Source organism: Streptomyces sp. NPDC046712, assembly GCF_040645695.1.
In the GTDB taxonomy this organism is placed as follows: domain Bacteria; phylum Actinomycetota; class Actinomycetes; order Streptomycetales; family Streptomycetaceae; genus Streptomyces.
The window spans coordinates 20,385-41,241 of the sequence record NZ_JBEYYW010000032.1; the positions used below are offsets into that span (position 1 = coordinate 20,385).

At 72.3% G+C, this 20,857-nt stretch carries 12 protein-coding genes; 4 read left to right on the forward strand and 8 right to left on the reverse strand.

Annotated elements, in window-relative coordinates; translation table 11 throughout:
* Positions 1-31 precede the first annotated feature (31 nt).
* Positions 32-586 (reverse strand): DJ-1/PfpI family protein, encoded by a 555-nt coding sequence (locus ABZ939_RS31430; protein ID WP_361862708.1) that lies wholly within the window; start codon positions 584-586, stop codon positions 32-34.
* Between the two features lie 408 nt (positions 587-994).
* Between ABZ939_RS31430 and ABZ939_RS31435 the strand changes: the two genes are divergently transcribed.
* The gene (locus ABZ939_RS31435; RefSeq protein WP_361862711.1) at positions 995-5,953 is read left to right on the forward strand and encodes an NAD-glutamate dehydrogenase; all 4,959 of its coding nucleotides are present in this window, start codon (positions 995-997) and stop codon (positions 5,951-5,953) included.
* 52 nt (positions 5,954-6,005) lie between these two features.
* Here the strand turns inward: ABZ939_RS31435 and ABZ939_RS31440 are convergent, their stop codons facing one another.
* The 3 genes from ABZ939_RS31440 to ABZ939_RS31450 all read right to left on the reverse strand — a co-directional run bounded on the left by ABZ939_RS31440 (position 6,006) and on the right by ABZ939_RS31450 (position 9,099).
* Positions 6,006-7,148 (reverse strand): glycosyltransferase 87 family protein, encoded by a 1,143-nt coding sequence (locus tag ABZ939_RS31440; RefSeq protein ID WP_361862850.1) that lies wholly within the window; start codon positions 7,146-7,148, stop codon positions 6,006-6,008.
* Between the two features lie 237 nt (positions 7,149-7,385).
* Positions 7,386-8,153, reverse strand: a complete 768-nt coding sequence (locus ABZ939_RS31445; RefSeq protein WP_361862714.1) for an ABC transporter ATP-binding protein — start codon at positions 8,151-8,153, stop codon at positions 7,386-7,388.
* On the reverse strand, positions 8,146-9,099 hold the full coding sequence (locus ABZ939_RS31450; RefSeq protein ID WP_361862717.1) for an ABC transporter permease: 954 nt from the start codon (positions 9,097-9,099) through the stop codon (positions 8,146-8,148). The genes ABZ939_RS31445 and ABZ939_RS31450 overlap by 8 nt, the downstream gene beginning before the upstream one ends.
* 115 nt (positions 9,100-9,214) lie before the next feature.
* Here ABZ939_RS31450 and ABZ939_RS31455 point away from each other — a divergent pair, with 115 nt between their 5' ends.
* Positions 9,215-9,820 carry a TetR/AcrR family transcriptional regulator gene (locus tag ABZ939_RS31455; protein WP_361862720.1) on the forward strand — a complete coding sequence of 202 codons (606 nt, stop codon included), beginning with the start codon at positions 9,215-9,217 and terminating at the stop codon, positions 9,818-9,820.
* An 85-nt stretch (positions 9,821-9,905) separates the two neighbouring features.
* Here ABZ939_RS31455 and ABZ939_RS31460 read toward each other — a convergent pair whose 3' ends face one another.
* From ABZ939_RS31460 to ABZ939_RS31475, 4 genes are all read right to left on the reverse strand, one after another.
* Positions 9,906-10,802, reverse strand: coding sequence for a carbohydrate ABC transporter permease (locus ABZ939_RS31460; RefSeq protein ID WP_361862853.1), 897 nt, complete (start codon positions 10,800-10,802; stop codon positions 9,906-9,908).
* An 11-nt stretch (positions 10,803-10,813) separates the two neighbouring features.
* The gene (locus tag ABZ939_RS31465; RefSeq protein ID WP_361862723.1) at positions 10,814-12,115 is read right to left on the reverse strand and encodes a sugar ABC transporter permease; all 1,302 of its coding nucleotides are present in this window, start codon (positions 12,113-12,115) and stop codon (positions 10,814-10,816) included.
* Between the two features lie 4 nt (positions 12,116-12,119).
* On the reverse strand, positions 12,120-13,496 hold the full coding sequence (locus ABZ939_RS31470) for an ABC transporter substrate-binding protein (protein ID WP_361862726.1): 1,377 nt from the start codon (positions 13,494-13,496) through the stop codon (positions 12,120-12,122).
* Between the two features lie 123 nt (positions 13,497-13,619).
* Positions 13,620-17,366, reverse strand: a complete 3,747-nt coding sequence (locus ABZ939_RS31475; RefSeq protein WP_361862856.1) for an FHA domain-containing protein — start codon at positions 17,364-17,366, stop codon at positions 13,620-13,622.
* A 434-nt stretch (positions 17,367-17,800) separates the two neighbouring features.
* On the opposite strand from ABZ939_RS31475, the gene ABZ939_RS31480 reads away from it, so the two are divergent.
* On the forward strand, positions 17,801-19,477 hold the full coding sequence (locus ABZ939_RS31480) for a serine/threonine-protein kinase (protein WP_361862729.1): 1,677 nt from the start codon (positions 17,801-17,803) through the stop codon (positions 19,475-19,477).
* A gap of 107 nt (positions 19,478-19,584) precedes the next feature.
* The gene (locus ABZ939_RS31485; RefSeq protein WP_361862732.1) at positions 19,585-20,844 is read left to right on the forward strand and encodes a serine/threonine-protein kinase; all 1,260 of its coding nucleotides are present in this window, start codon (positions 19,585-19,587) and stop codon (positions 20,842-20,844) included.
* Positions 20,845-20,857 lie beyond the last annotated feature (13 nt).

Sequence of the window (20,857 nt, forward strand, 5' to 3'; positions counted from 1 at the left end):
GGGTGGCGGCGGAGCCGCCACCCCTCGGTGGTCAGGCCTTCGCGCGGAGGAGCTTGAGGAATTCGCGCATCCAGGTGGGGTGGTCCGGCCAGGCACGGGAGGAGACCAGGGTGCCGTCGACGACCGCCTCGGTGTCCTGGAAGCTCGCGCCCGCCGCCTGCATGTCGAGTTCCAGGGCCGGATACGCCGTGACCCTGCGGCCCTCCAGGCCCCCGATCGCCGCCGTCAGGAGCGGGCCGTGGCAGATCTGGGCCACCGGCTTGTCCGCGTCGAAGAACGACTTGAGGATCTTGCGGAGCTCCGGGTCGTTGCGGAGGTACTCCGGGGCCCGGCCGCCCGGGATCACGACCGCCACGTAGTCGCCCGGATCCACCTCCGAGAACGCCAGGTCGGCGGGCCAGGTGTAGCCCGGCTTCTCGGTGTACGTGTCGAAGCCCGGCTCGAAGTCGTGCACCACGAACCGCAGCTGCTTGCGCGCCGGAGCCGCGATATGGACCTCGTACCCCTCTTCGAGAAGGCGCTGGTAGGGGTACATGACCTCCAGCGACTCGGCCGCATCCCCGGTCACGATCAAGATCTTCGCCATGGCGACTCCCGGATCCCAGTGGTGTACCCACCACGCTGCCCGCCGCGGGCTGCTTTGCCAAGAGGACATGTGTCGCTGTCCATAACGTCAAACTTCCACCCCCTCTTTTGTACACATACGGACCATGACGGCCCCCGGGTGGAGAGCGATAGGCTTTTCCCGTGATCAGCGCGATACGCCGAGGGGGCAGCGAAGCCCCCGGCTCTCGCCCGGTCCGCTACCGCGGCCGGGCCGACATGGCGTTCGCTGATCCCTTCCGTCCGGGCCTCCCGCCGACAATGGCCGATATCGGCCCGGACATCTCTCATCCCGGCATAGCGTCGACCTCGACCGGTGACACCGCGTCGTGGCGTTGTGCCATTTCTTCCACCGACGTCACGCAACGGCGCGCGACAGGAGCCAGAGGACATGCAGACCAAGCTGGACGAAGCCAAGGCCGAGCTGCTCGCGCGGGCCGCCCGGGTAGCTGAGACCGGCCCGGTCGGGGGGCAACTTCCGACGGGGCCAGGGAACGGGAAGCGTCCGGACAGGGACACCCTGCTCGACTACCTCCAGCGCTACTACCTGCACACCGCGCCCGAGGACCTCGCCGACCGGGACCCGGTGGACGTCTTCGGCGCCGCTCTCTCGCACTACCGGCTCGCGGAGAACCGCCCCCAGGGCACCGCGAACGTCCGCGTCCACACCCCGACGGTCGAGGAGAACGGCTGGACCTGCAGCCACTCCGTCGTCGAGGTCGTCACCGACGACATGCCCTTCCTCGTCGACTCGGTCACCAACGAGCTCTCCCGCCAGGGCCGCGGCATCCACGTCGTGATCCACCCGCAGGTCCGCGTCCGCCGCGATCTGACCGGCAAGCTCATCGAGGTCATGGCCGGCGAGCCCAAGGGCGAGCAGGCCCACGACGTGCTCACCGAGTCCTGGATCCACGTCGAGATCGACCGCGAGACCGACCGCGCCGACCTCAAGCAGATCACCACGGACCTGCTGCGCGTCCTGTCCGACGTCCGCGAGACCGTCGAGGACTGGGAGAAGATGCGCGAAGCGGCGCTGCGCATCGCCGAGAACCTGCCCGACGAGCCCACCGCCGACGACCTGCGCCCCACCGAGGTCGAGGAGGCCCGCGAGCTGCTGCGCTGGCTCGCGGACGACCACTTCACCTTCCTCGGGTACCGCGAGTACGAGCTGGTCAACGGAGACGCGCTGGCCGCCGTCCCCGGCACCGGCCTCGGCATCCTGCGCTCCGACCCGCACCACGGCGGCGACGAGGACCACCACGCCCACCCCGTCTCGCCGTCCTTCAGCCGGCTGCCGGCCGACGCCCGCGCCAAGGCGCGCGAGCACAAGCTGCTGATTCTGACGAAGGCGAACAGCCGGGCGACGGTGCACCGCCCCTCGTACCTCGACTACGTCGGTGTGAAGAAGTTCGACGCCGAGGGCAACGTCGTCGGGGAGCGCCGCTTCCTCGGACTGTTCTCGTCCGCCGCGTACACCGAGTCCGTCCGCCGCGTCCCGGTCATCAAGCGCAAGGTCCAGGAGGTCCTGGAAGGCGCCGGCTTCTCGCCGAACAGCCACGACGGCCGCGACCTGCTCCAGATCCTGGAGACGTACCCGCGCGACGAGCTCTTCCAGACGCCGCCCGACGAGCTGCGCTCCATCGTCACCTCCGTGCTCTACCTGCAGGAACGCCGCCGACTGCGGCTCTACCTGCGCCAGGAGGAGTACGGCCGCTTCTACTCGGCCCTCGTCTACCTGCCGCGCGACCGCTTCAACACCACCGTCCGCGAGCGTCTGACCGACATCCTCAAGGAGGAGCTCGACGGGACGAGCGTCGACTTCACGCTCATGAGCACCGAGTCGGTGCTCACCCGGCTGCACTTCGTCGTGCGCGTCGCGCCCGGCACCGAGCTGACCCACCTCACCGACGCCGACAAGGACCGCATCGAGTCCCGGCTCGTCGAGGCCGCCCGCTCCTGGGCCGACGGCTTCGCCGAGGCCCTCAACGCCGAATGCGGCGAGGAGCGCGCCGCCGAGCTGCTGCGCAAGTACGGCAACGCCTTCCCCGAGGGCTACAAGGCCGACCACTCGCCGCGTGCCGCCGTGTCCGACCTGGTCCATCTGGAGCAGCTGAGCCGCAGCGGCAAGGAGTTCGCGCTCTCGCTGTACGAGCCGGTCGGCAGCGGCCCCGGCGAGCGCCGCTTCAAGATCTACAAGGCCGGCGACCAGATCTCCCTCTCCGCCGTGCTCCCGGTGCTCAACCGGCTCGGCGTAGAGGTCATCGACGAGCGTCCGTACGAGCTGCGCTGCGCCGACCGTACGCACGCCTGGGTCTACGACTTCGGTCTGCGGATGCCCTCCCCGACCGCCAACGGCCAGTCCTTCTCCGAGGACGCCCGTGAGCGCTTCCAGGAGGCCTTCGCCGCGACCTGGACCGGCGAGGCCGAGAACGACGGCTTCAACTCGCTGGTGCTCTCCGCCGGTCTGAACTGGCGCCAGGCGATGGTGCTGCGCGCCTACGCGAAGTACCTGCGCCAGGCCGGTTCGACGTTCAGCCAGGACTACATGGAGGACACCCTCCGCAACAACGTCCACACCACCCGGCTGCTCGTCTCGCTCTTCGAGGCCCGGATGTCGCCGGAGCGCCAGCGCGCCGGCATCGAGCTGATCGACGCGCTGCTCGAGGAGCTCGACGCCGCCCTCGACCAGGTCGCGAGCCTGGACGAGGACCGGATCCTCCGCTCCTTCCTCACCGTCATCAAGGCGACCCTGCGGACGAACTTCTTCCAGAACACGGTGGACGGCGTCCCGCACGCCTACGTGTCGATGAAGTTCGACCCGCAGGCCATGCCCGACCTCCCCGCGCCCCGCCCGGCGTACGAGATCTGGGTGTACTCGCCGCGTGTCGAGGGCGTCCACCTGCGCTTCGGCAAGGTCGCCCGAGGCGGTCTGCGCTGGTCCGACCGCCGTGAGGACTTCCGTACCGAGATCCTCGGCCTGGTCAAGGCGCAGATGGTGAAGAACACCGTCATCGTGCCCGTCGGCGCCAAGGGCGGCTTCGTCGCCAAGCAGCTCCCGGACCCGTCCGTGGACCGCGACGCCTGGCTGGCCGAGGGCATCGCCAGCTACCGGACCTTCATCTCGGCGCTGCTCGACATCACCGACAACCTGGTCGCCGGCGAGGTCGTGCCCCCGGTCGACGTGGTCCGCCACGACGAGGACGACACCTACCTCGTCGTCGCCGCCGACAAGGGCACCGCGACCTTCTCCGACATCGCCAACGAGGTCGCCGTCTCCTACGGCTTCTGGCTCGGCGACGCCTTCGCCTCGGGCGGCTCGGCCGGCTACGACCACAAGGGCATGGGCATCACCGCCCGCGGCGCCTGGGAGTCCGTGAAGCGGCACTTCCGCGAGCTGGGCCACGACACCCAGACCGAGGACTTCACCGTCGTCGGCGTCGGCGACATGTCCGGCGACGTCTTCGGCAACGGCATGCTGCTCTCCGAGCACATCCGCCTGGTCGCGGCCTTCGACCACCGCCACATCTTCATCGACCCGACCCCGGACGCGGCCGTCTCGTACGCCGAGCGGCGCCGCCTCTTCGAGCTGCCCCGCAGCTCCTGGGCGGACTACAAGACCGAGCTGCTCTCCGCGGGCGGTGGCATCCACCCCCGTACCGCCAAGTCGATCCCGGTCAACGCGCAGATGCGCGCGGCCCTCGGCATCGAGGCGGGCGTCACCAAGATGACCCCGGCCGAGCTGATGCAGGCGATCCTGCACTCGCCCGTCGACCTGCTGTGGAACGGCGGCATCGGTACGTACGTCAAGTCGTCCGCCGAGTCGAACGCGGACGTCGGCGACAAGGCGAACGACGCCATCCGCGTCAACGGCGAGGACCTGCGGGTCAAGGTCGTCGGCGAGGGCGGCAACCTGGGTCTGACCCAGCTCGGCCGCATCGAGTTCGCCCGCAAGGGCGGCGCCGACGGCGAGGGCGGCAAGGTCAACACCGACGCCATCGACAACAGCGCCGGCGTGGACACCTCCGACCACGAGGTCAACATCAAGATCCTGCTCAACGGGCTCGTCACCGAGGGTGACATGACCGTGAAGCAGCGGAACAAGATCCTCGCCGAGATGACCGACGAGGTCGGCTCGCTCGTCCTGCGCAACAACTACGCGCAGAACGTGGCCCTCGCCAACGCGGTCGCCCAGTCGCCGTCCCTCCTCCACGCCCACCAGCGGTTCATGCGCCGCCTGGGCCGGGACGGTGCCCTCGACCGCTCGCTGGAGTTCCTGCCCAACGACCGGCAGATCCGCGAGCTGCTCAACAACAACAAGGGCCTGAGCCAGCCGGAGATCGCCGTCCTCCTCGCGTACACCAAGATCACGGTGGCCGACGAGCTGATCGGCACCGAGCTGCCGGACGACGCCTACCTGCGCGGTCTGCTCCACGCGTACTTCCCGACGCAGCTGCGCGAGAAGTTCGCCGACGCGGTCGACAGCCACCCGCTGCGCCGGGAGATCGTCACCACGGTCCTGGTGAACGACACCGTCAACACCGGTGGCTCGACCTTCCTGCACCGCCTCCGCGAGGAGACCGGCGCGTCGATCGAGGAGATCGTCCGCGCGCAGACCGCCGCCCGCGCCATCTTCCGGCTCGGCGAGGTCTGGGACGCCGTCGAGGCGCTCGACAACCAGGTCCCGGCCGACGTCCAGACCCGGATGCGGCTGCACTCCCGCCGTCTGGTCGAGCGCGGTACGCGCTGGCTGCTCGGCAACCGGCCGCAGCCGCTCCAGCTCGCCGAGACGATCGACTTCTTCGGCGAGCGCGTCGAGGAGGTCTGGGCCGAGCTGCCGCAGCTGCTGCGCGGCGCGGACCTGGAGTGGTACCAGTCGATCCTGGAGGAGCTGACCGAGGTCGGCGTGCCGGAGGAGCTCGCCCTGCGGGTCGCCGGCTTCTCCTCCGCCTTCCCGACGCTCGACATCGTCGCGATCGCGGACCGCACCGCCAAGGACCCGATGGCGGTCGCCGAGGTCTACTACGACCTGGCCGACCGGCTGCGGATCACCCAGCTCATGGACCGGATCATCGAACTGCCGCGCGCCGACCGGTGGCAGTCGATGGCCCGCGCCTCCATCCGCGAGGACCTGTTCGCCGCGCACGCCGCCCTCACCGCGGACGTGCTGTCGGCGGGCAACGGGACCTCGACGCCGGAGGAGCGCTTCAAGGCCTGGGAGGAGAAGAACGCGGCGATCCTCGGCCGGGCGCGCACCACGCTGGAGGAGATCCAGGGCTCGGAGACCTTCGACCTGGCGAACCTGTCGGTGGCGATGCGGACGATGCGCCAGCTGCTGCGGAGCCACAGCTAGTCGGTACGTGTGAAGGGGCCCCGCCGGTTTTCGAACCGGCGGGGCCCCTTCGTCATGCCGGGACGGTGACGGTCGAGGTCCACAGGCGCCGCGCGGCCAGCAGCGCCGCCGCGAGCAGCAGCCCGTTGCGGACCACCATGACGGCCACGCCCGGCCAGGAGGCGGCCACCACCTCGTCGTACAGCACCGGGTACGCCAGGGAGCTCAGCGCGGCCGCGGGCAGAAGGAGCAGGGTTACGGGCCGCATCACGGTTTCTCGCGACGTCAGACAGACGGCGGCGAGGCCGAGCAGCCAGATCATGTACTGCGGACTGATCACCCGGCTGGTGACGGTGAAGAGGAGTACGGCGGCGAGCGCGGCGTCCAGCGGGGTCGCCTCGCTCCAGCTGCGGGCGCGCAGCCGCCACAGCACCAGCCAGACGAAGGCGAGGACCGTCAGGAGCAGCGCGAGCCGGCCCACGCTGGAGACGTACGGGCCGATGTACTCGAAAGCGCCGTAGCGGTACTCGACGGTGCCCGGCCAGCTGCCCGTCCATCTGGCCAGCGCGAGCGCGGTGCCGCCCAGCGACTCGATCTGGATGCCGCGGCTGCCCTGCTGGCGCAGGAAGCCGAGCGAGTCCGAGAAGAGCAGGGCGAGGGTGCCGAGGAGGGCCACGACGGTGGTGGCGGCGGCGATCCAGGCGTCGCGGGTGGTACGGCCCCGGGGCGTGCCGATCAGGGTGAGGACCGGCCACACCTTCACCAGCGCGCCGACCCCGGCGAGCACCCCGCCGAGCACCCCGCCGAGCCGGCGCGCCGCGGCCGAGCGGGACTTCAGCGCGAGCAGGCCGAGTACGGCGAGTGCGGTGACCTGGACGTCGTACCGGGCCAGCGGGATGTGCAGGAGCAGCGGGAGTCCGCCGACCCAGACCCATGCGCCGTGGGTGACCCGGTCGCTGTCGGCCCGGGCGAGGGCCAGCGTGATCGCGGCGTCGGCGAGGAGCGCGAGGGCGACGAAGCCCTGGAAGTACGTGAGCGAGGGCAGCACCCCGGGGGACATGATCACCAGTCCCGCGCCGGGCGGGTACTGCCAGGTGACGTCGTCCACCGGGAACGTGCCCTGGGCGAACTGCCGGTACCAGAGCTGGTAGAGGACGTACACCTCGCGGCCGACACCGCCCACGCCCAGGCTGTCGCGGAGCAGGAGCAGCGCCATGCCGGCCCGGGTGACGACCCAGACCACGGCGAGGGCGAGGGCGGGGCCCCGCCCGACCGAGACGAAGGTGGCCGTGGTGAAGGTTTCCGAGTCGAAGGGTGAGCCGGTGAGGCCCCGTGGTGCGGGGGCGCACGGCTGCTTGTCGCCCGGCTCGGGCGACGGCTGCGGGGTGTGGTCGCGATGCGTCGTCATCGAAACCGCACTCTATTGCGGTTTGGGTGCTTTGCTGGTGTTTTGTCAGGCCTTCTTGGTGAACGCCTCGTACGCCGCCACGACCTCCTTCGCCGGTCCGTCCATCCGCAGGGTGCCCGCCTCCAGCCACAGCGCGCGGTCGCAGGTCTCGGTGATGGTGGAGTTGGAGTGGGAGACGAGGAAGACGGTGCCCGCCTCCTCGCGCAGCTCGTCGATCCGCTGCCGGCTGCGGCGGCGGAACCTCGCGTCGCCGGTGGAGAGCGCCTCGTCGATGAGCAGCACGTCATGGCTCTTCGCGGCCGCGATGGAGAAGCGGAGGCGGGCGCCCATGCCGGAGGAGTACGTCCGCATGGGCAGCGAGATGAAGTCGCCCTTCTCGTTGATGCCGGAGAAGTCGACGATGTCGCCGTAGCGGGCGCCGACCTCCGCGCGCGTCATGCCCATCGCGAGCCCGCCGAGGATCACGTTGCGCTCGCCGGTCAGATCGTTCATCAGAGCCGCGTTGACGCCGAGGAGGGAGGGCTGGCCGCGGGTGTAGATCCTGCCCTCGTTGACGGGCAGCAGGCCGGCCACGGCCTTGAGGAGGGTGGACTTCCCCGATCCGTTCGAACCGATCAGGCCAATCGCCTCGCCTCGGTACGCGACGAAGCTGACGCCCTTGACCGCATGCACCTTGCGGGCGCCCGGGGTCGCGCGTCGGGAGAAGATCCGGCTGAGCGCGGCGGTCGCGCTTCCCTTGCCGGTACGGGCGCCGTTGACGGTGTACGTGATGTGGACGCCGTCGGCGACGACGGTGGGGGTCTGCTCAGCCACGGCCGTAGGTCTCCTCTGCCTTCCAGAAGTAGATGAATCCGCCCACGAAGCCCACCAGCGCCCAGCCGGCGGCGAGCGCCCAGACGTGCGGCGGCAGCTGGTCGGAGGTGAAGCTCTCGATGAGCGCGAAGCGCATCAGGTCGATGTAGACGGCCGCCGGATTGGCCTGCAGGACCGCGATCACCGCGTCCGGGAGCCGGCCGCTCGCCGCCAGGTGCTGGATGGACCACATGGCGCCGGAGACGTACATCCAGGTGCGCAGCAGGAACGGCATCAGCTGGGCGATGTCCGGGGTACGGGCGGCCAGGCGGGCCATGACGAGCGCGACCCCGGAGTTGAACAGCGCCTGGAGGAGAAGTGCGGGGACGGCCAGGAGCCAGCTTGCGCGAGGGAACTCGCCGCAGCAGAACAGGATCGCGACGAGCACACCGAGCGAGAGGACGAGCTGCTGGAGCTGCTGGAGCGCGAGGGCGAGGGGGAGGCTCGCGCGGGGGAAGTGCAGGGCGCGGACCAGACCCAGATTGCCGCTGACCGCCCGGGTGCCGGTCATGATCGACTGGGAGGTGCAGGTCCAGACGAAGATGCCCGTGATCAGGAACGGCACGTAGTCCGGGATGCCCTGCTGGACGTTCATCAGGACGCCGAAGATCAGGTAGTACACCGCCGCGTTGAGCAGCGGGGTCATCACCTGCCAGACCTGTCCGAGCTTCGCCTGGCTGTACTGGGCGGTGAGCCGGGCGGTCGCGAACGCCGCGATGAAGTCGCGCCGCGACCAGAGCTGCCGGACGTACGTGGGGAGGGCCGGGCGGGCGCCGCTGACGGACAGGCCGTGGCGCAGGGCGAGCGCGCGCAGGTCCGGCGCGGGGTGCGGGTCCGGCGGGGACGCGGGGGGCTTCTCGAGCGTCTCGGTGGTCACGAGGTCGCTTTCGACGAGGGTGCAGGGCATCGCTGGCGATGGAACGGGTCCGTATCGTCGCTACGGGGAGAGTAGGACGGTCTTGCGTCGCAACGCAACCGTATCGTCGTGACGTCAGCGTTCGCCGTTGGTTAGGATCCCGTTCATGACGACACCCTCCGGATCCCCCCGCCGCGCCCCCGCGGGAGCCGCCGTGCTCCGTGAGGACGTCACGGAGGCCATTCGCCTGGCCGTCTTCGAGGAACTGGCCGCCGTCGGCTTCGCCCGTATGTCCATCGAGGGCATCGCGCGGCGCGCGGGCGTCGGCAAGACCGCCGTCTACCGCCGCTGGAAGTCCAAGCTCTCCCTCGTCCTCGACCTCGTCGGCGCCTTCGCCGCACAGGGGCTGCCGGCGCCTTCGACCGGCTCGCTCCACGGTGACGTGCGCGCGCTCCTCGAAGTCGCCTCGCACGCCCTGCGCCACCCGGTGGCCTCGCAGGTCATCCCCGACCTGCTGGTGGAGGCCGCGCGGCAGCCGGAGATCGCCCAGGCGATCAAGGCGGCGCTGCTCGACAGCCAGCAGGGGGTCGTCGCGCAGATCGTGCGCGAGGCGGTGGCGCGCGGGGAACTGGCCGAGGGCGCGGACCCGGACCGGGCCCTCGACGTGGTCGTCGGGCCGCTGTACTGGCGGCTCGTGGTGGTGCGCGGCGAGCTGCCGAAGGGGTACCTGGACGACCTCGCGCGCTCGGCGGTCGCGGCGCTCAAGGCGTAGGCGCGCCCGCGGCGTGAGGACGCGCAGCGGTACGGGTACGGGGGCGCCGCCCTCGTACCCGTACCCATGAGGCCGCGCGGCGGGGCTACTTCACCGCGCCCGCCATCACGCCCGAGACGAACTGCCGCTGGAAGGCGAAGAAGACCACCAGCGGAATCACCATCGACACGAATGCGCCCGGCGCCAGCACGTCGATGTTGTTCCCGAACTGCCGCACCTGCTGCTGCAGCGCCACCGTGATCGGCGGGGACTCGGAATCCGCGAAGATCAGCGCGACCAGCATGTCGTTCCAGACCCACAGGAACTGGAAGATGCCCAGCGAGGCGATCGCCGGCCCGCCCAGCGGCATGACGACCCGGGTGAAGAGCCGGATCTCGCCCGCCCCGTCCAGCCGTGCCGCCTCCAGCAGCTCCCTCGGGATCTCCGCGAAGAAGTTCCGCAGCAGGAAGATCGCGAAGGGCAGCCCGAAGGCGGTGTGGAAGAGGACGACCCCGAGGGTGGTCTCGAAGATGCCGACCGTCCCGAAGAGCTTCGACACAGGGATGAGCGCCACCTGCACCGGGACCACCAGGAGCCCCACGACCACCAGGAACCACCAGTCACGGCCGGGGAAGTCCAGCCAGGCGAAGGCGTATCCGGCGAGCGAGCCGATGACGACGACCAGGACGGTGGCAGGGACGGTGATCAGGACCGTGGACACGAGCGAGCCCGTGATCGTGTCGTTGGCGAGGAGCGCGGAGTAGTTCTCGACCGTCAGCTGGGCGGGGGACGAGAAGACCTGCCACCAGCCGCTCTCGCTGATGTCGGACGGCGAGCGGAGCGAGGACAGCAGCAGCCCGACCGCCGGCATCAGCCAGAACAGGCCGACGACGACGAGGAAGATCCGCATCGCGCCGCCCGCGGCACGGGCGGCGAGCCGTGAGGCCGGGCTTCCCGTCGCCCGCGTTCTCGTCTCCGGGGTTTTGACCGGCGGAGTCGTCATCGGCGGGGCGCTCATCGGCGGGCCTCCCTTCGCATCCGGCGGATGTTGAACGCCATCACCGGGATCACCAGGAGCAGCAGCAGGACGGCGATGGCCGAGCCGACCCCGAGATCCGCGTCCGTGCCGAAGGACGAGCGGTACAGCTGGAGCGCCAGTACGTTCGCGTCGTCCTGGGCCGAACCCGGCGCGATGATGAAGACCAGGTCGAAGACCTTCAGCACGTTGATCATCAGGGTGACCAGGACGACGGCGAGGACCGGAGCGAGGAGGGGGACCGTGATCCGGCGGAACACCTGCCACTCGTTCGCCCCGTCGACCCGGGCCGCTTCCAGGAGTTCACGGGGCACGCTCGCCAGACCGGCGGCGATCAGGACCATCGCGAACCCGGCCCACATCCACACGTAACTGCCGATGACGGCAGGGGTGACGAGCGAGGGGCCCAGCCACTCCACCCCGTTGTACTGCTCGCGGAAGTTGCTCGCGGGCAGCCGCAGCAGGGATCCGTCGGCGGCGGCCGGGAGGCTGAACGTGCCGTCGGCGGCCACCGTCGTGGACGCGACGACCTTCCCGTCCTTCACCGCCTCCACGCGCAGCCCCTTCAGGCCGAGCTCCTTCGGGTCGACGACGTTCGGCTTCCCGCCGCCGCCCCGGGTGAAGTCCAGCCAGGCGGTGCCGGTGATCCGGCCCTCCTGGCGGGGCGGTTCGAGCGCCGGCCGGGCGTCCTTCGGCATCTGCGCCGGAGCGACACCGATCAGCGGCAGCCGCGCCGTCTCGCCCGCGCGGACCGGGCTCTTGGTGACGTACGCCCCGCCGCCGGCCGCCTCGACCGGATGGACGGGCAGCGGGCGCGCCCGTGGGAAGACCGAGGACTCGGCGAAGCTGTCGTGGACACCGACCCAGACGGCGTTCGCGACGCCCCGGTCCGGATCCTGCTCGTAGACGAGCCGGAAGATGATCCCGGCGGCCAGCATCGAGATCGCCATCGGCATGAAGACGATCAGCTTGAACGCCGTGCCCCAGCGCACCCGTTCGGTCAGCACGGCGAAGATCAGGCCGAGCGCGGTGGCGACGGTCGGGGCGAGGACCACCCAGATCGCGTTGTTCCGGACGGCGGTGAGGATCGTGTCGTCCGTGAAGAGCTCGACGTAGTTGTCGAATCCGGCGAAGGAGTCCCCTGACTTGTCGAAGAACGAGCGGTGGACGGAGTACCCGATCGGGTAGACGATGAGCGCGCCGAGCAGGACCAGCGCGGGGAGGAGGAACCCCACCGCGACGGACCTGCGCGTGCCGGTGACCCTGTGGGCGGACGGCACGGCGTCAGCTCTTGTACGCCTTGGCCGCGTCGGCCTCCAGCCTCGCCTGGGTCCCCGCGATGTCCTTCGGGTTCTTCAGGAAGTCCTGGAGCGCCTTCCATTCGCCCTTGCCGGGCGTGCCGCCGAAGGACTGCGGCATCTGGTCGGACATGTCGAAGCGGAAGTCGTCCCCGGCCTCCATCAGCGCCTTGGCGATCTCGCGCTGGACGTCGTTCGGGTACGCAGTCAGGTTCAGGTTCTTGTTGGGGGACAGGAAGCCGCCTGCGCCCGCCCATACGGCGGCCGCGTCCGGGGAGGCGAGGAAGGTCAGCAGCGCCTGGGCGCCCTTCGTGTCCTTCAGGGCCACGGCCGCGTCTCCGGCGGTGACGACCGGGGAGGCCGCGCCCACCGACGGGAACGGGAAGACCTTCGCGTCCGTACCGATCTTCGCGCTGGTCTGCGCGATGTTGACGGCGGCGAAGTCGCCCTCGAAGACCATCGCGCCCTTGGGCTGGTCGCCGCCCGTGAAGGTCTGGGTGACCGAGACGGGGAACTCCGTCTGCAGCGCGCCGTCCGCGCCGCCCGCGATCAGGTTCGGCTTGCCGAACAGCTCGGCGAGGGTGGTGAGCGCCTGCGTGACCGACGGGTCCGTCCACTTGATCTCGTGCTTGGCCAGCTGGTCGTACTTCACCGGGCCCGCCTGGGAGAGGTAGATGTTCTCGAACCAGTCGGTCAGGGTCCAGCCGTCCGCACCGCCGACGGAGACGGGGGTGACGCCGGAGGCCGAGATGGTCTCGGCGGTGGAGAGGAAGTCCTTCCAGGTCTTGGGCTCGGAGGCGCCCGCGTTCTCGAAGGCGGCGTTGTTGTACCAGATCAGGGACTTGTTGGCGGCCTTGAAGTACACGCCGTACTGCTTGCCGTCGACCGCGCCGAGATCCCGCCAGCCCTGCGAGTAGTTCTTGACGAGCTGCGCCTCGGTCTCGGGGCCGACGGGCTTCAGCCACTTCTGGGCGGCGGCCTGCTGGATGGCGCCGACCTGGGGGAGCATCGCCACGTCGGGCGGGGAACCACCGGCGATCTTCGTGCCGAGGAAGTTCACGATCGGGTCCTGGGCGGGCACGAAGGTGACGGTGGCGCCGGTGCGCTTCTCGAACTCCTTCAGGACCTTGGTGAAGTTCTCCTGCTCCGGGCCGGTCCAGACGGCGGCCACCTCGATCTTCTCGCCCTTGAGGGAGGGCAGCTGTAAGGAGCCGCCGGAGGTGCTGCCGGATGCGGCCGGCGCCCCGGGGTCCTTCTCCTTCTCGCCGTCGCCGCCGCAGCCGGCGAGAGCGAGGCCGAGCGCGAGTGTCGTGATCGTGGCGACTGTGCTTGCGGCCCTGCGTGTACGAAGAGTTGTACGCATTCCTGCCCCGTCTCTCCTGTGCGCGTGCTCGTCCCGTGCGCTCAGGTCTACGCCGGGGGGTCGGGCGCCGCAATACCGCCTTCCGTGTCGATCGGGGGATCGTGATGGCCTCGTGACGTCCTGTCAGGCGCGCGTCGCGGGGGTGAGGGGCGGTACGGGCGGGGCGTCGACCGAGCGGGCGGCACGGTCGAGAGCGCTCGCGAGGAGTGCCAGATCGGTCGGGCCGTTGCCCAGCTCGCGGACCGGGCGGCGGGTGGGCGGGTCACCCATCCGCTCCCACTCCAGCGGGACGACGGTCGGGCGCAGGGTCGCCGTGCGCGGGATCCGACCGGTGACCCGGCCGGACTGGAACGGGGTCACCCGGCCGTCCGGATGGCCGAGCCGTCCCCGGCCGGGCGCCGGTTCGTCGGGACCGGCGGCCGCGGGGGCCGGGTCGAGCACGACGCGCAGCCGGGCGCCGTGCGCCAGCTCCGTGTCCGCCGTACGGTCCGGGCGCGCGGAGGTCGCGACCAGGTGCACCCCGAGCCGCTCGCCGGACCGCGCCACGGCTTCGAGGGCCCGTACGACGGACCCGGCGGCGGGCCGGCCGGGCGATCCGAGCGCGGGCGCCACGAGCGCGTCGAAGTCGTCGACGAGGACGACGAGCCGGGGAAGGACGGTGCCGGCCGCCTCGGTCCGCATGCGCGGGGCCGCGGATGCGTACGCGTCGGGCTCCCCGCCGGGGCGCGGCACTCGACCGGACGGCCGGTCCACGAGGTCCTCCCCGCCGGCCCCGGTCCGCGGGTCGCGCCCGCCGGGGTGGTCACTGGTCCGAGCCGTCCGGCTGCTGGGCCGGTCGCCGATGTCGCCGTCACCGGTGCGGGTGGTTCGGCCGCTGGGGAGGTACGTCAGGTCATCGGCGCCCGCGCGCCGGGTCCGGCCGCTGGGGCGGTCGTCGAGCGTGGCGTCGCCCGGGTGCGAGGTCCTGCCGCTGGGGAGGTAGGTGAGGTCGTCGGCGCCGGTGCGGGTGGTTCGGCTGCTGGGGCGGTCGCCGATGTCGCCGTCGCCTGTACGGGTGGTTCGGCCGCTGGGGTGGTAGGTGAGGTCGTCGGCGCCGGTGCGGGTGGTTCGGCTGCTGGGGCGGTCGCCGATGTCGCCGTCCCGGGCTGTGCGGCTGCTGGGGCGGGTTCGGAGGTCGTCGGCGCCTGCTCGGGGGTCGCGGGCGTCGGGGCGGTCGCCCACTGCGCCGTCTCCCGTGCGGAGCGTCCGGCCGCTCGGGCGGTCGGAGAGGGTGGCGTCTCCGGTCGGGCGGGGGGTCCGGCCGCTCGGCGCGTCGGACAGCGAGCCGTCCCCCACCCGGGCCTCGGGGACGCGGGCCGTCGCCCGGGCGCCCGGCGGCACCGTCTCCGCCGCACTCGGAGGCCGCTGGCCGATCAGGCGCCCCGCGGCCCGGCGGTCGGAGAAGTGACCGTCTCCCAGGATCTCGGCGCGACGCTTCAGCTCGGCGCCCAGTGCCTGGGCGAACTCCCGCATCCGGACCGGGTCGGAGGCGACCAGGTGCTCCGTGACGTGCGGCAGCTCCGTACACGCGGCCAGGCCCTCGCCACGCTCGCCTCCCGCGCCGTCGACCAGAAGCAGGCCCAGCCGGTCGGGGCGGCCGCCGGCCGCCAGTGAGGCGGCGATCGAGCGCAGCAGCTCCGTGCGTCCGCTGCCCGCGGGCCCCTCGATCAGCAGGTGCGGGCCTTCCTCGGTCAGGTCGACCGAGACCGGCCCGCGCGGCCCGGCGCCCAGAACGGCCGTCCCCTCCCCGGCGGCGGCCCAGCGGGCCATCAGCGAGGCGGGCGTGGCCCGGGCGAGACCGAGCTCGTCGAGCAGCCGGGAGGACCGGGGCAGCGCCGTCGCGGCCGTCCGCCCGTGCGCGGCGGGGGTGTCGGTGCGCAGCGGAGCCACCGCCCGCCCGAAGCGTTCGGCCCAGGCGACGGAGACCGCGTCCACCACGCCGACGGTTCCGTGGCCCGCGGCCCGGCCTCCCGCCGTACGCAGCAGCCGCAGCGCCGTCGCCACGTCACCGCTGAGCAGCCCCACGGCCCCGCACTCGCGGAAGGCGAGCGAGGCCGCGCAGGCGCTCTCGTACGTCGCGGCGACCGGGGAGACCGGCGAGGCGGCCGGTGCCTCGGCCAGACAGATCAGGTGGATGCCCGCGGCCGCCCCCGCCCCGGCGAGCCGCGCGGTGGTCTCGCGCAGCGCCGCGGAACCGGGGTCGCCGTCCACGATCACGACCGTGGCCGGACCCTCGTAACGGGCCGCGGCGTCGGCGACGGCCGTGCGGTCGGCACTCGGCCAGCCGGGCCCGAGCGGCCCGTCGTCCAGCCTGCGGGTGAGTTCGGCCGTACGGGCGTGGGCCTGATCCCGGTCGTACGCGAGGAGGAGCCGGCAGTCCTGGCCGTGCGCCGGACGCAGATGGGGGAGCCAGCCGAGCCAGCCCCAGGCGCGGCGCCGCTCCTCCAGGGGCCGGTTCCGGTCCGCGCTGATCAGCACGATCTCCAGGTCGGAGGGGGAGTGCAGGGCGGCGAGCTGGGCCACGACGGAGCGGGCGAGCCCGGCCAGTCGCCTGCCGGGGCCCGCGAGCCCGAGCGATCCGGCCTCGCGGAGCCCGACGGTGACGGGCACCCCGGACAGCTCGGCCCGGTCTGTGGTGCCGAGCCGGACGACGAGGGACTCGGGATGGCCGGGGCCACGCTCCCAGAGCCGCGGGCCGGGGCCCAGAGCGGTGAGCAGCACGGCGGCCGGGTCGGGCCAGGTGTCGGCGGGCTGCGAGTGACCGGGGGCCCGGTCCGTACCGGACGCGGCGCCGGTCTCCGCGCGGGGATCGGCGCCGGGGACCGGCAGGTCCTCGCGAGGACCGGTGAACCTGCGGGCCCAGGCGCCGATGCCACGCTTGCCGCGCGGGGGCGTCGCCTCGCGGGAGGTCTGCCGGGTCCTGCTGTGCGCCTCGCCCGAACCCTCGTCGTCCACCGGCTCCGCGGCGCGCGCGTGCGTGGGGGAGGAGGGAGCGGGGAAGCCGCCGTGGGTCGTCTCCTGGGAGCCGGAGGCGTGCGGGCCACGGCCTCCCTGGCCGTCCGTCTCCCGCCAGGCACCGCGCCCGTGACCGTGGCCCGCCCCGTGCGCGCCGGCGTCGGCGTCCGCACCGGGCCCCTGCGCCGTACCCGGTCCCGTGCTCGTCCTGTGCGGCCCTGAGCCGTACGGGTCCACCCGCAGGTGCCCCTCCCCGTCCGGCGTGGTCGGCAGGGAGTCCGTACCGCAGCGGCCCGGGCCCGCGAGCCGGAGGGCGGACTCGCCCAGACGCAGCAGCGCCCCGGGCAGCAGGCGGACGGGGCGGTCGCCGACCGGCGTGCCGTCCAGCGTCGTGCCGTTCGTGGAGCCGAGGTCCGCGACCGTGACCCGGCCGCCGTCCCCGACCGTCACCGTGCAGTGCACCCGGGAGACGTCCGGGTCGTCGAGCGGGACGTCCGCGTCCACGGAGCGGCCGATCCTGATCGGGCCGCCGTGCAGCAGATGCACCCCGCCCGCGTCCGGCCCCGCGACCACGTGGAGCCGGGCCGAGGCGCCCTCTCCGAGGCTCTCGTCCTCGCCGGGGACCTGGAGCGTGAGGATCGCGCCGTCCACCAGCGGGGGCTCGCCGAGCGCGCAGCGCCGGGCGTCGAGCCGCTCCTGGCCCACGTAGAACACGGTGGAACCGGACAGGGACGTGTCCGGGCCGGAGACGGCCGCGGCCAGACCGGAGGCCACGGCGGCCAGCGCCGTCCCCGCCGGGGCGGTGACAAGCACGTCGCAGGCGCGGCCGGCGCCGTGGCCGGCGTGCGGCGCGAGAACGGTCAGCCGGATCTGCATCGCCGTCAGCGGTCCCTTCTGCACGTGGTGCTCGGCAGGGGAACGCGTGTGACTCCCCCCACCCCGCACGGACGCGTCGTCCGGTACAGGTCGGCACGGCGCGGGGGCTCCCGACCCCGTCGATGCGACGTGCTGTGTGCATCCTCGCACCTGCCACTGACAACCCGCCCGCGGGTCGGCTCCAAGTGATCTTGAATGGTCGGCTGTGGACGTAAAAGTGCCTGGTTGGGTACGCCTTACGACGCCCCCGGCAACCACCGGTACGACAAACGCGTCTTGTTTTCGGACAAGTCGACAGCCGGAATCAGCCGCCTCGTGGTCGACCGTTGACCCGTTCGGCGGCACTAAAGTGGGTCGGACACCCAGCCGGGTCACAACAGATGACAGAGACCCCCGGGGAACCCCAGGACCACGATCAGCAGGGAGCGCGTGACGTGCGGCCAATCGGCAGCAAGTACCTGCTCGAGGAGCCGCTCGGACGCGGCGCCACGGGCACCGTCTGGCGAGCCCGCCAGAGGGAGGCCGCGGGCGCCGAGGCGGCCGTGCAGGGCCAGCCCGGCGAGACCGTGGCCATCAAGGTCCTCAAGGAGGAGCTGGCCAACGACGCGGACATCGTGATGCGCTTCCTGCGCGAGCGGTCCGTGCTCCTGCGGCTCACCCACCCCAACATCGTGCGCACCCGCGACCTGGTCGTCGAGGGCGATGTCCTGGCCCTGGTCATGGACCTCGTCGAGGGCCCGGACCTGCACCGGTACATCCGCGAGAACGGCCCGCTCACCCCGGTCGCCGCCGCGCTCCTCACCGCCCAGATCGCCGACGCGCTCGCCGCCAGCCACGCCGACGGCGTCGTCCACCGCGACCTGAAGCCCGCCAACGTCCTGCTCGCCGAGCGGGACGGCCAGATGCACCCGATGCTCACGGACTTCGGCATCGCGCGCCTCGCGGACTCCCCGGGCCTGACCCGTACGCACGAGTTCGTCGGCACGCCCGCGTACGTCGCGCCGGAGTCCGCCGAGGGCCGCCCCCAGACCTCCGCCGTCGACATCTACGGCGCGGGCATCCTGCTCTACGAGCTGGTCACCGGCCGTCCCCCGTTCGCCGGCGGCACGGCCCTCGAGGTCCTGCACCGGCACCTCAGCGAGGAGCCGCGCCGTCCCTCGACCGTTCCCGGCCCGCTGTGGACGGTCATAGAGCGCTGCCTCAGCAAGAACCCGGACCACCGGCCCAGCGCCGAGAACCTGGCCCGCGGACTGCGCGCGGTCGCCGCGGGCATCGGCGTGCACTCCACCCCGGCCCAGATCGAGGCGGCCGACGGCGTCGGCGCGCTGCTCGCCCCCGACCCGGCGCCGGCGCCGGTCCCGGAGACCCCGGGAGCCGCGGACCCGACCCAGGTGCTGCCGAGCGGGGGCGGTGCTCAGTTCGACCCCGCCGCCGCGACCAGCGTCATGCCGACCAGCGGCCCGGCGGGCGGCGGCGCCGACCCGACCGCGGTCATGCCCCCCGTACCGCCGCAGCCGCCGCAGGGCGCCCCCGGCGAGGACCCGCACCCCTGGCAGAACCAGCTGCGCGCGGCCCGCGACCGCAACGAGCAGACGCAGGTGCAGTACCTGGACCCGAGCCAGGACCCGCTGCGCCGTCGTCCGCAGCGCCAGCCCCAGCCGCCGCAGCACCAGCCGCAGCCGTACGCGCAGCAGCCTCAGGCGTACCAGCAGCCGCAGCAGCCCCAGCGGCCGCCGCAGCGCCAGCAGTACGCCCCTCAGCCGCAGCAGCAGTACGCGCCGCCGCCCCAGCAGCAGTACGCGCCCCCGCAGCCGCCGCCCCAGGCGCCGGCCCCGCGCGAGCCGCGTCCGCCGCGTCAGCGCAGCGCCAACCCGATGCGGATCCCGGGTCTGGGCTGTCTGAAGGGCTGCCTTTTCACGATCGTGCTGTTCGTCGTCGCGGGCTGGCTCATCTGGGAGCTGACCCCGCTGCAGGACTGGGTGGCCCAGGGCAAGGGCTACTGGGAGGCCATCGGCGACGGGATCTCGTCCTTCAGTGACTGGGTCTCCGAGCTGACGAACTCCACGAGCGGCACGACGAGTGGTACTACTACCGGCGGTACGGGGCAGTAGTACTGCCGATTTATCGACTTCCGAGGGGTGATTTCCCCTCGGAAGTGACGACCAGCGGCTGTGGACGCGTAACTTTGTCGCGACCGCCAGCCGCTGAGGGAGCAGTCTTGGCACGGAATATCGGCAGCCGCTACACGGCCCACCAGATCCTCGGTCGGGGCAGCGCCGGCACGGTGTGGCTCGGCGAGGGCCCCGAGGGCCCCGTCGCCATCAAGCTGCTGCGCGAGGACCTGGCCTCGGACCAGGAGCTCGTCGGACGCTTCGTCCAGGAGCGCACCGCCCTGCTCGGTCTCGACCACCCGCGGGTGGTCGCCGTCCGCGACCTCGTCGTCGACGGCAACGATCTCGCGCTCGTGATGGACCTGGTCCGCGGCACCGATCTGCGCACCCGCCTCGACCGCGAGCGCAGGCTCGCCCCCGAGGCGGCCGTCGCGATCATCGCCGACGTCGCCGACGGTCTCGCCGCCGCGCACCGCGCCGGAGTCGTCCACCGCGACGTCAAGCCGGAGAACATCCTGCTCGACATGGAGGGCCCGCTCGGCCCCGGCGGAGCCCACCCCGCCCTGCTCACCGACTTCGGCGTCGCCAAGCTCATCGACACCCCCGGCCGCACCAAGGCGACCCGGATCATCGGGACGCCGGACTACCTCGCCCCGGAGATCGTCGAGGGCCTGCCACCCCGCGCGGCCGTCGACATCTACGCCCTCGCGACCGTCCTCTACGAGCTGCTGGCCGGCTTCACGCCCTTCGGCGGCGGCCACCCCGGCGCCGTGCTGCGCCGCCACGTCACCGAGACGGTCGTCCCGCTGCCCGGCATCCCCGAGGAGCTGTGGCAGCTGATCGTCCAGTGCCTGGCCAAGGCCCCGGCCTCGCGGCTGCGCGCCTCGGAGCTGGCCACCCGGCTGCGCGAGTGCCTGCCGCTGCTCGCCGGACTGCCCCCGCTCGACGTGGACGAACCGGACGACGCGGAGCAGCAGACGGAGGCGTACGAGGAGGAGTCCTACGCCACCCGTTCCGGCCAGGGCCCCGGCCAGGCCTCGGGCGAGGGCGCCCCGCGCCGGGCCGCCGTACCGCTGGTCCCCGGAGCCTCGCCCGACTCCAACCGCGACACCCACACCTCCATGCGCGTCCCCGCCCCCGACGAGCTGGCCGGCGGCCCCCTGGGCACCGCCCGGGCCCCCCGCCCGGCCGGCGCCAGGAGACCCGGCTCGGCCCGCCACAAGGCGGAGGCGGTCCGCAAACGCCGGATCACCCTCTCGATCGCGGCGGTCGTCGTCGCGGGCGCCCTGGGGGCGGGCGGGTACCTGGCGACCGCCGGGGACTCCGACGCACCGCCGCGGGACTCCAAGCAGTCCACCCAGCCGTGAGGCCTGCGAGGAC

Coding starts and splice junctions, on each gene's coding strand:
- ABZ939_RS31475 (WP_361862856.1), bottom strand. CDS start 17,366: ATGCAGATCCGGCTGACCGTTCTCGCGCCGCACGCCGGCCACGGCGCC.
- ABZ939_RS31455 (WP_361862720.1), top strand. CDS start 9,215: ATGACGACACCCTCCGGATCCCCCCGCCGCGCCCCCGCGGGAGCCGCC.
- ABZ939_RS31460 (WP_361862853.1), bottom strand. CDS start 10,802: ATGACGACTCCGCCGGTCAAAACCCCGGAGACGAGAACGCGGGCGACG.
- ABZ939_RS31450 (WP_361862717.1), bottom strand. CDS start 9,099: ATGCCCTGCACCCTCGTCGAAAGCGACCTCGTGACCACCGAGACGCTC.
- ABZ939_RS31470 (WP_361862726.1), bottom strand. CDS start 13,496: ATGCGTACAACTCTTCGTACACGCAGGGCCGCAAGCACAGTCGCCACG.
- ABZ939_RS31430 (WP_361862708.1), bottom strand. CDS start 586: ATGGCGAAGATCTTGATCGTGACCGGGGATGCGGCCGAGTCGCTGGAG.
- ABZ939_RS31435 (WP_361862711.1), top strand. CDS start 995: ATGCAGACCAAGCTGGACGAAGCCAAGGCCGAGCTGCTCGCGCGGGCC.
- ABZ939_RS31440 (WP_361862850.1), bottom strand. CDS start 7,148: ATGGCGCTGCTCCTGCTCCGCGACAGCCTGGGCGTGGGCGGTGTCGGC.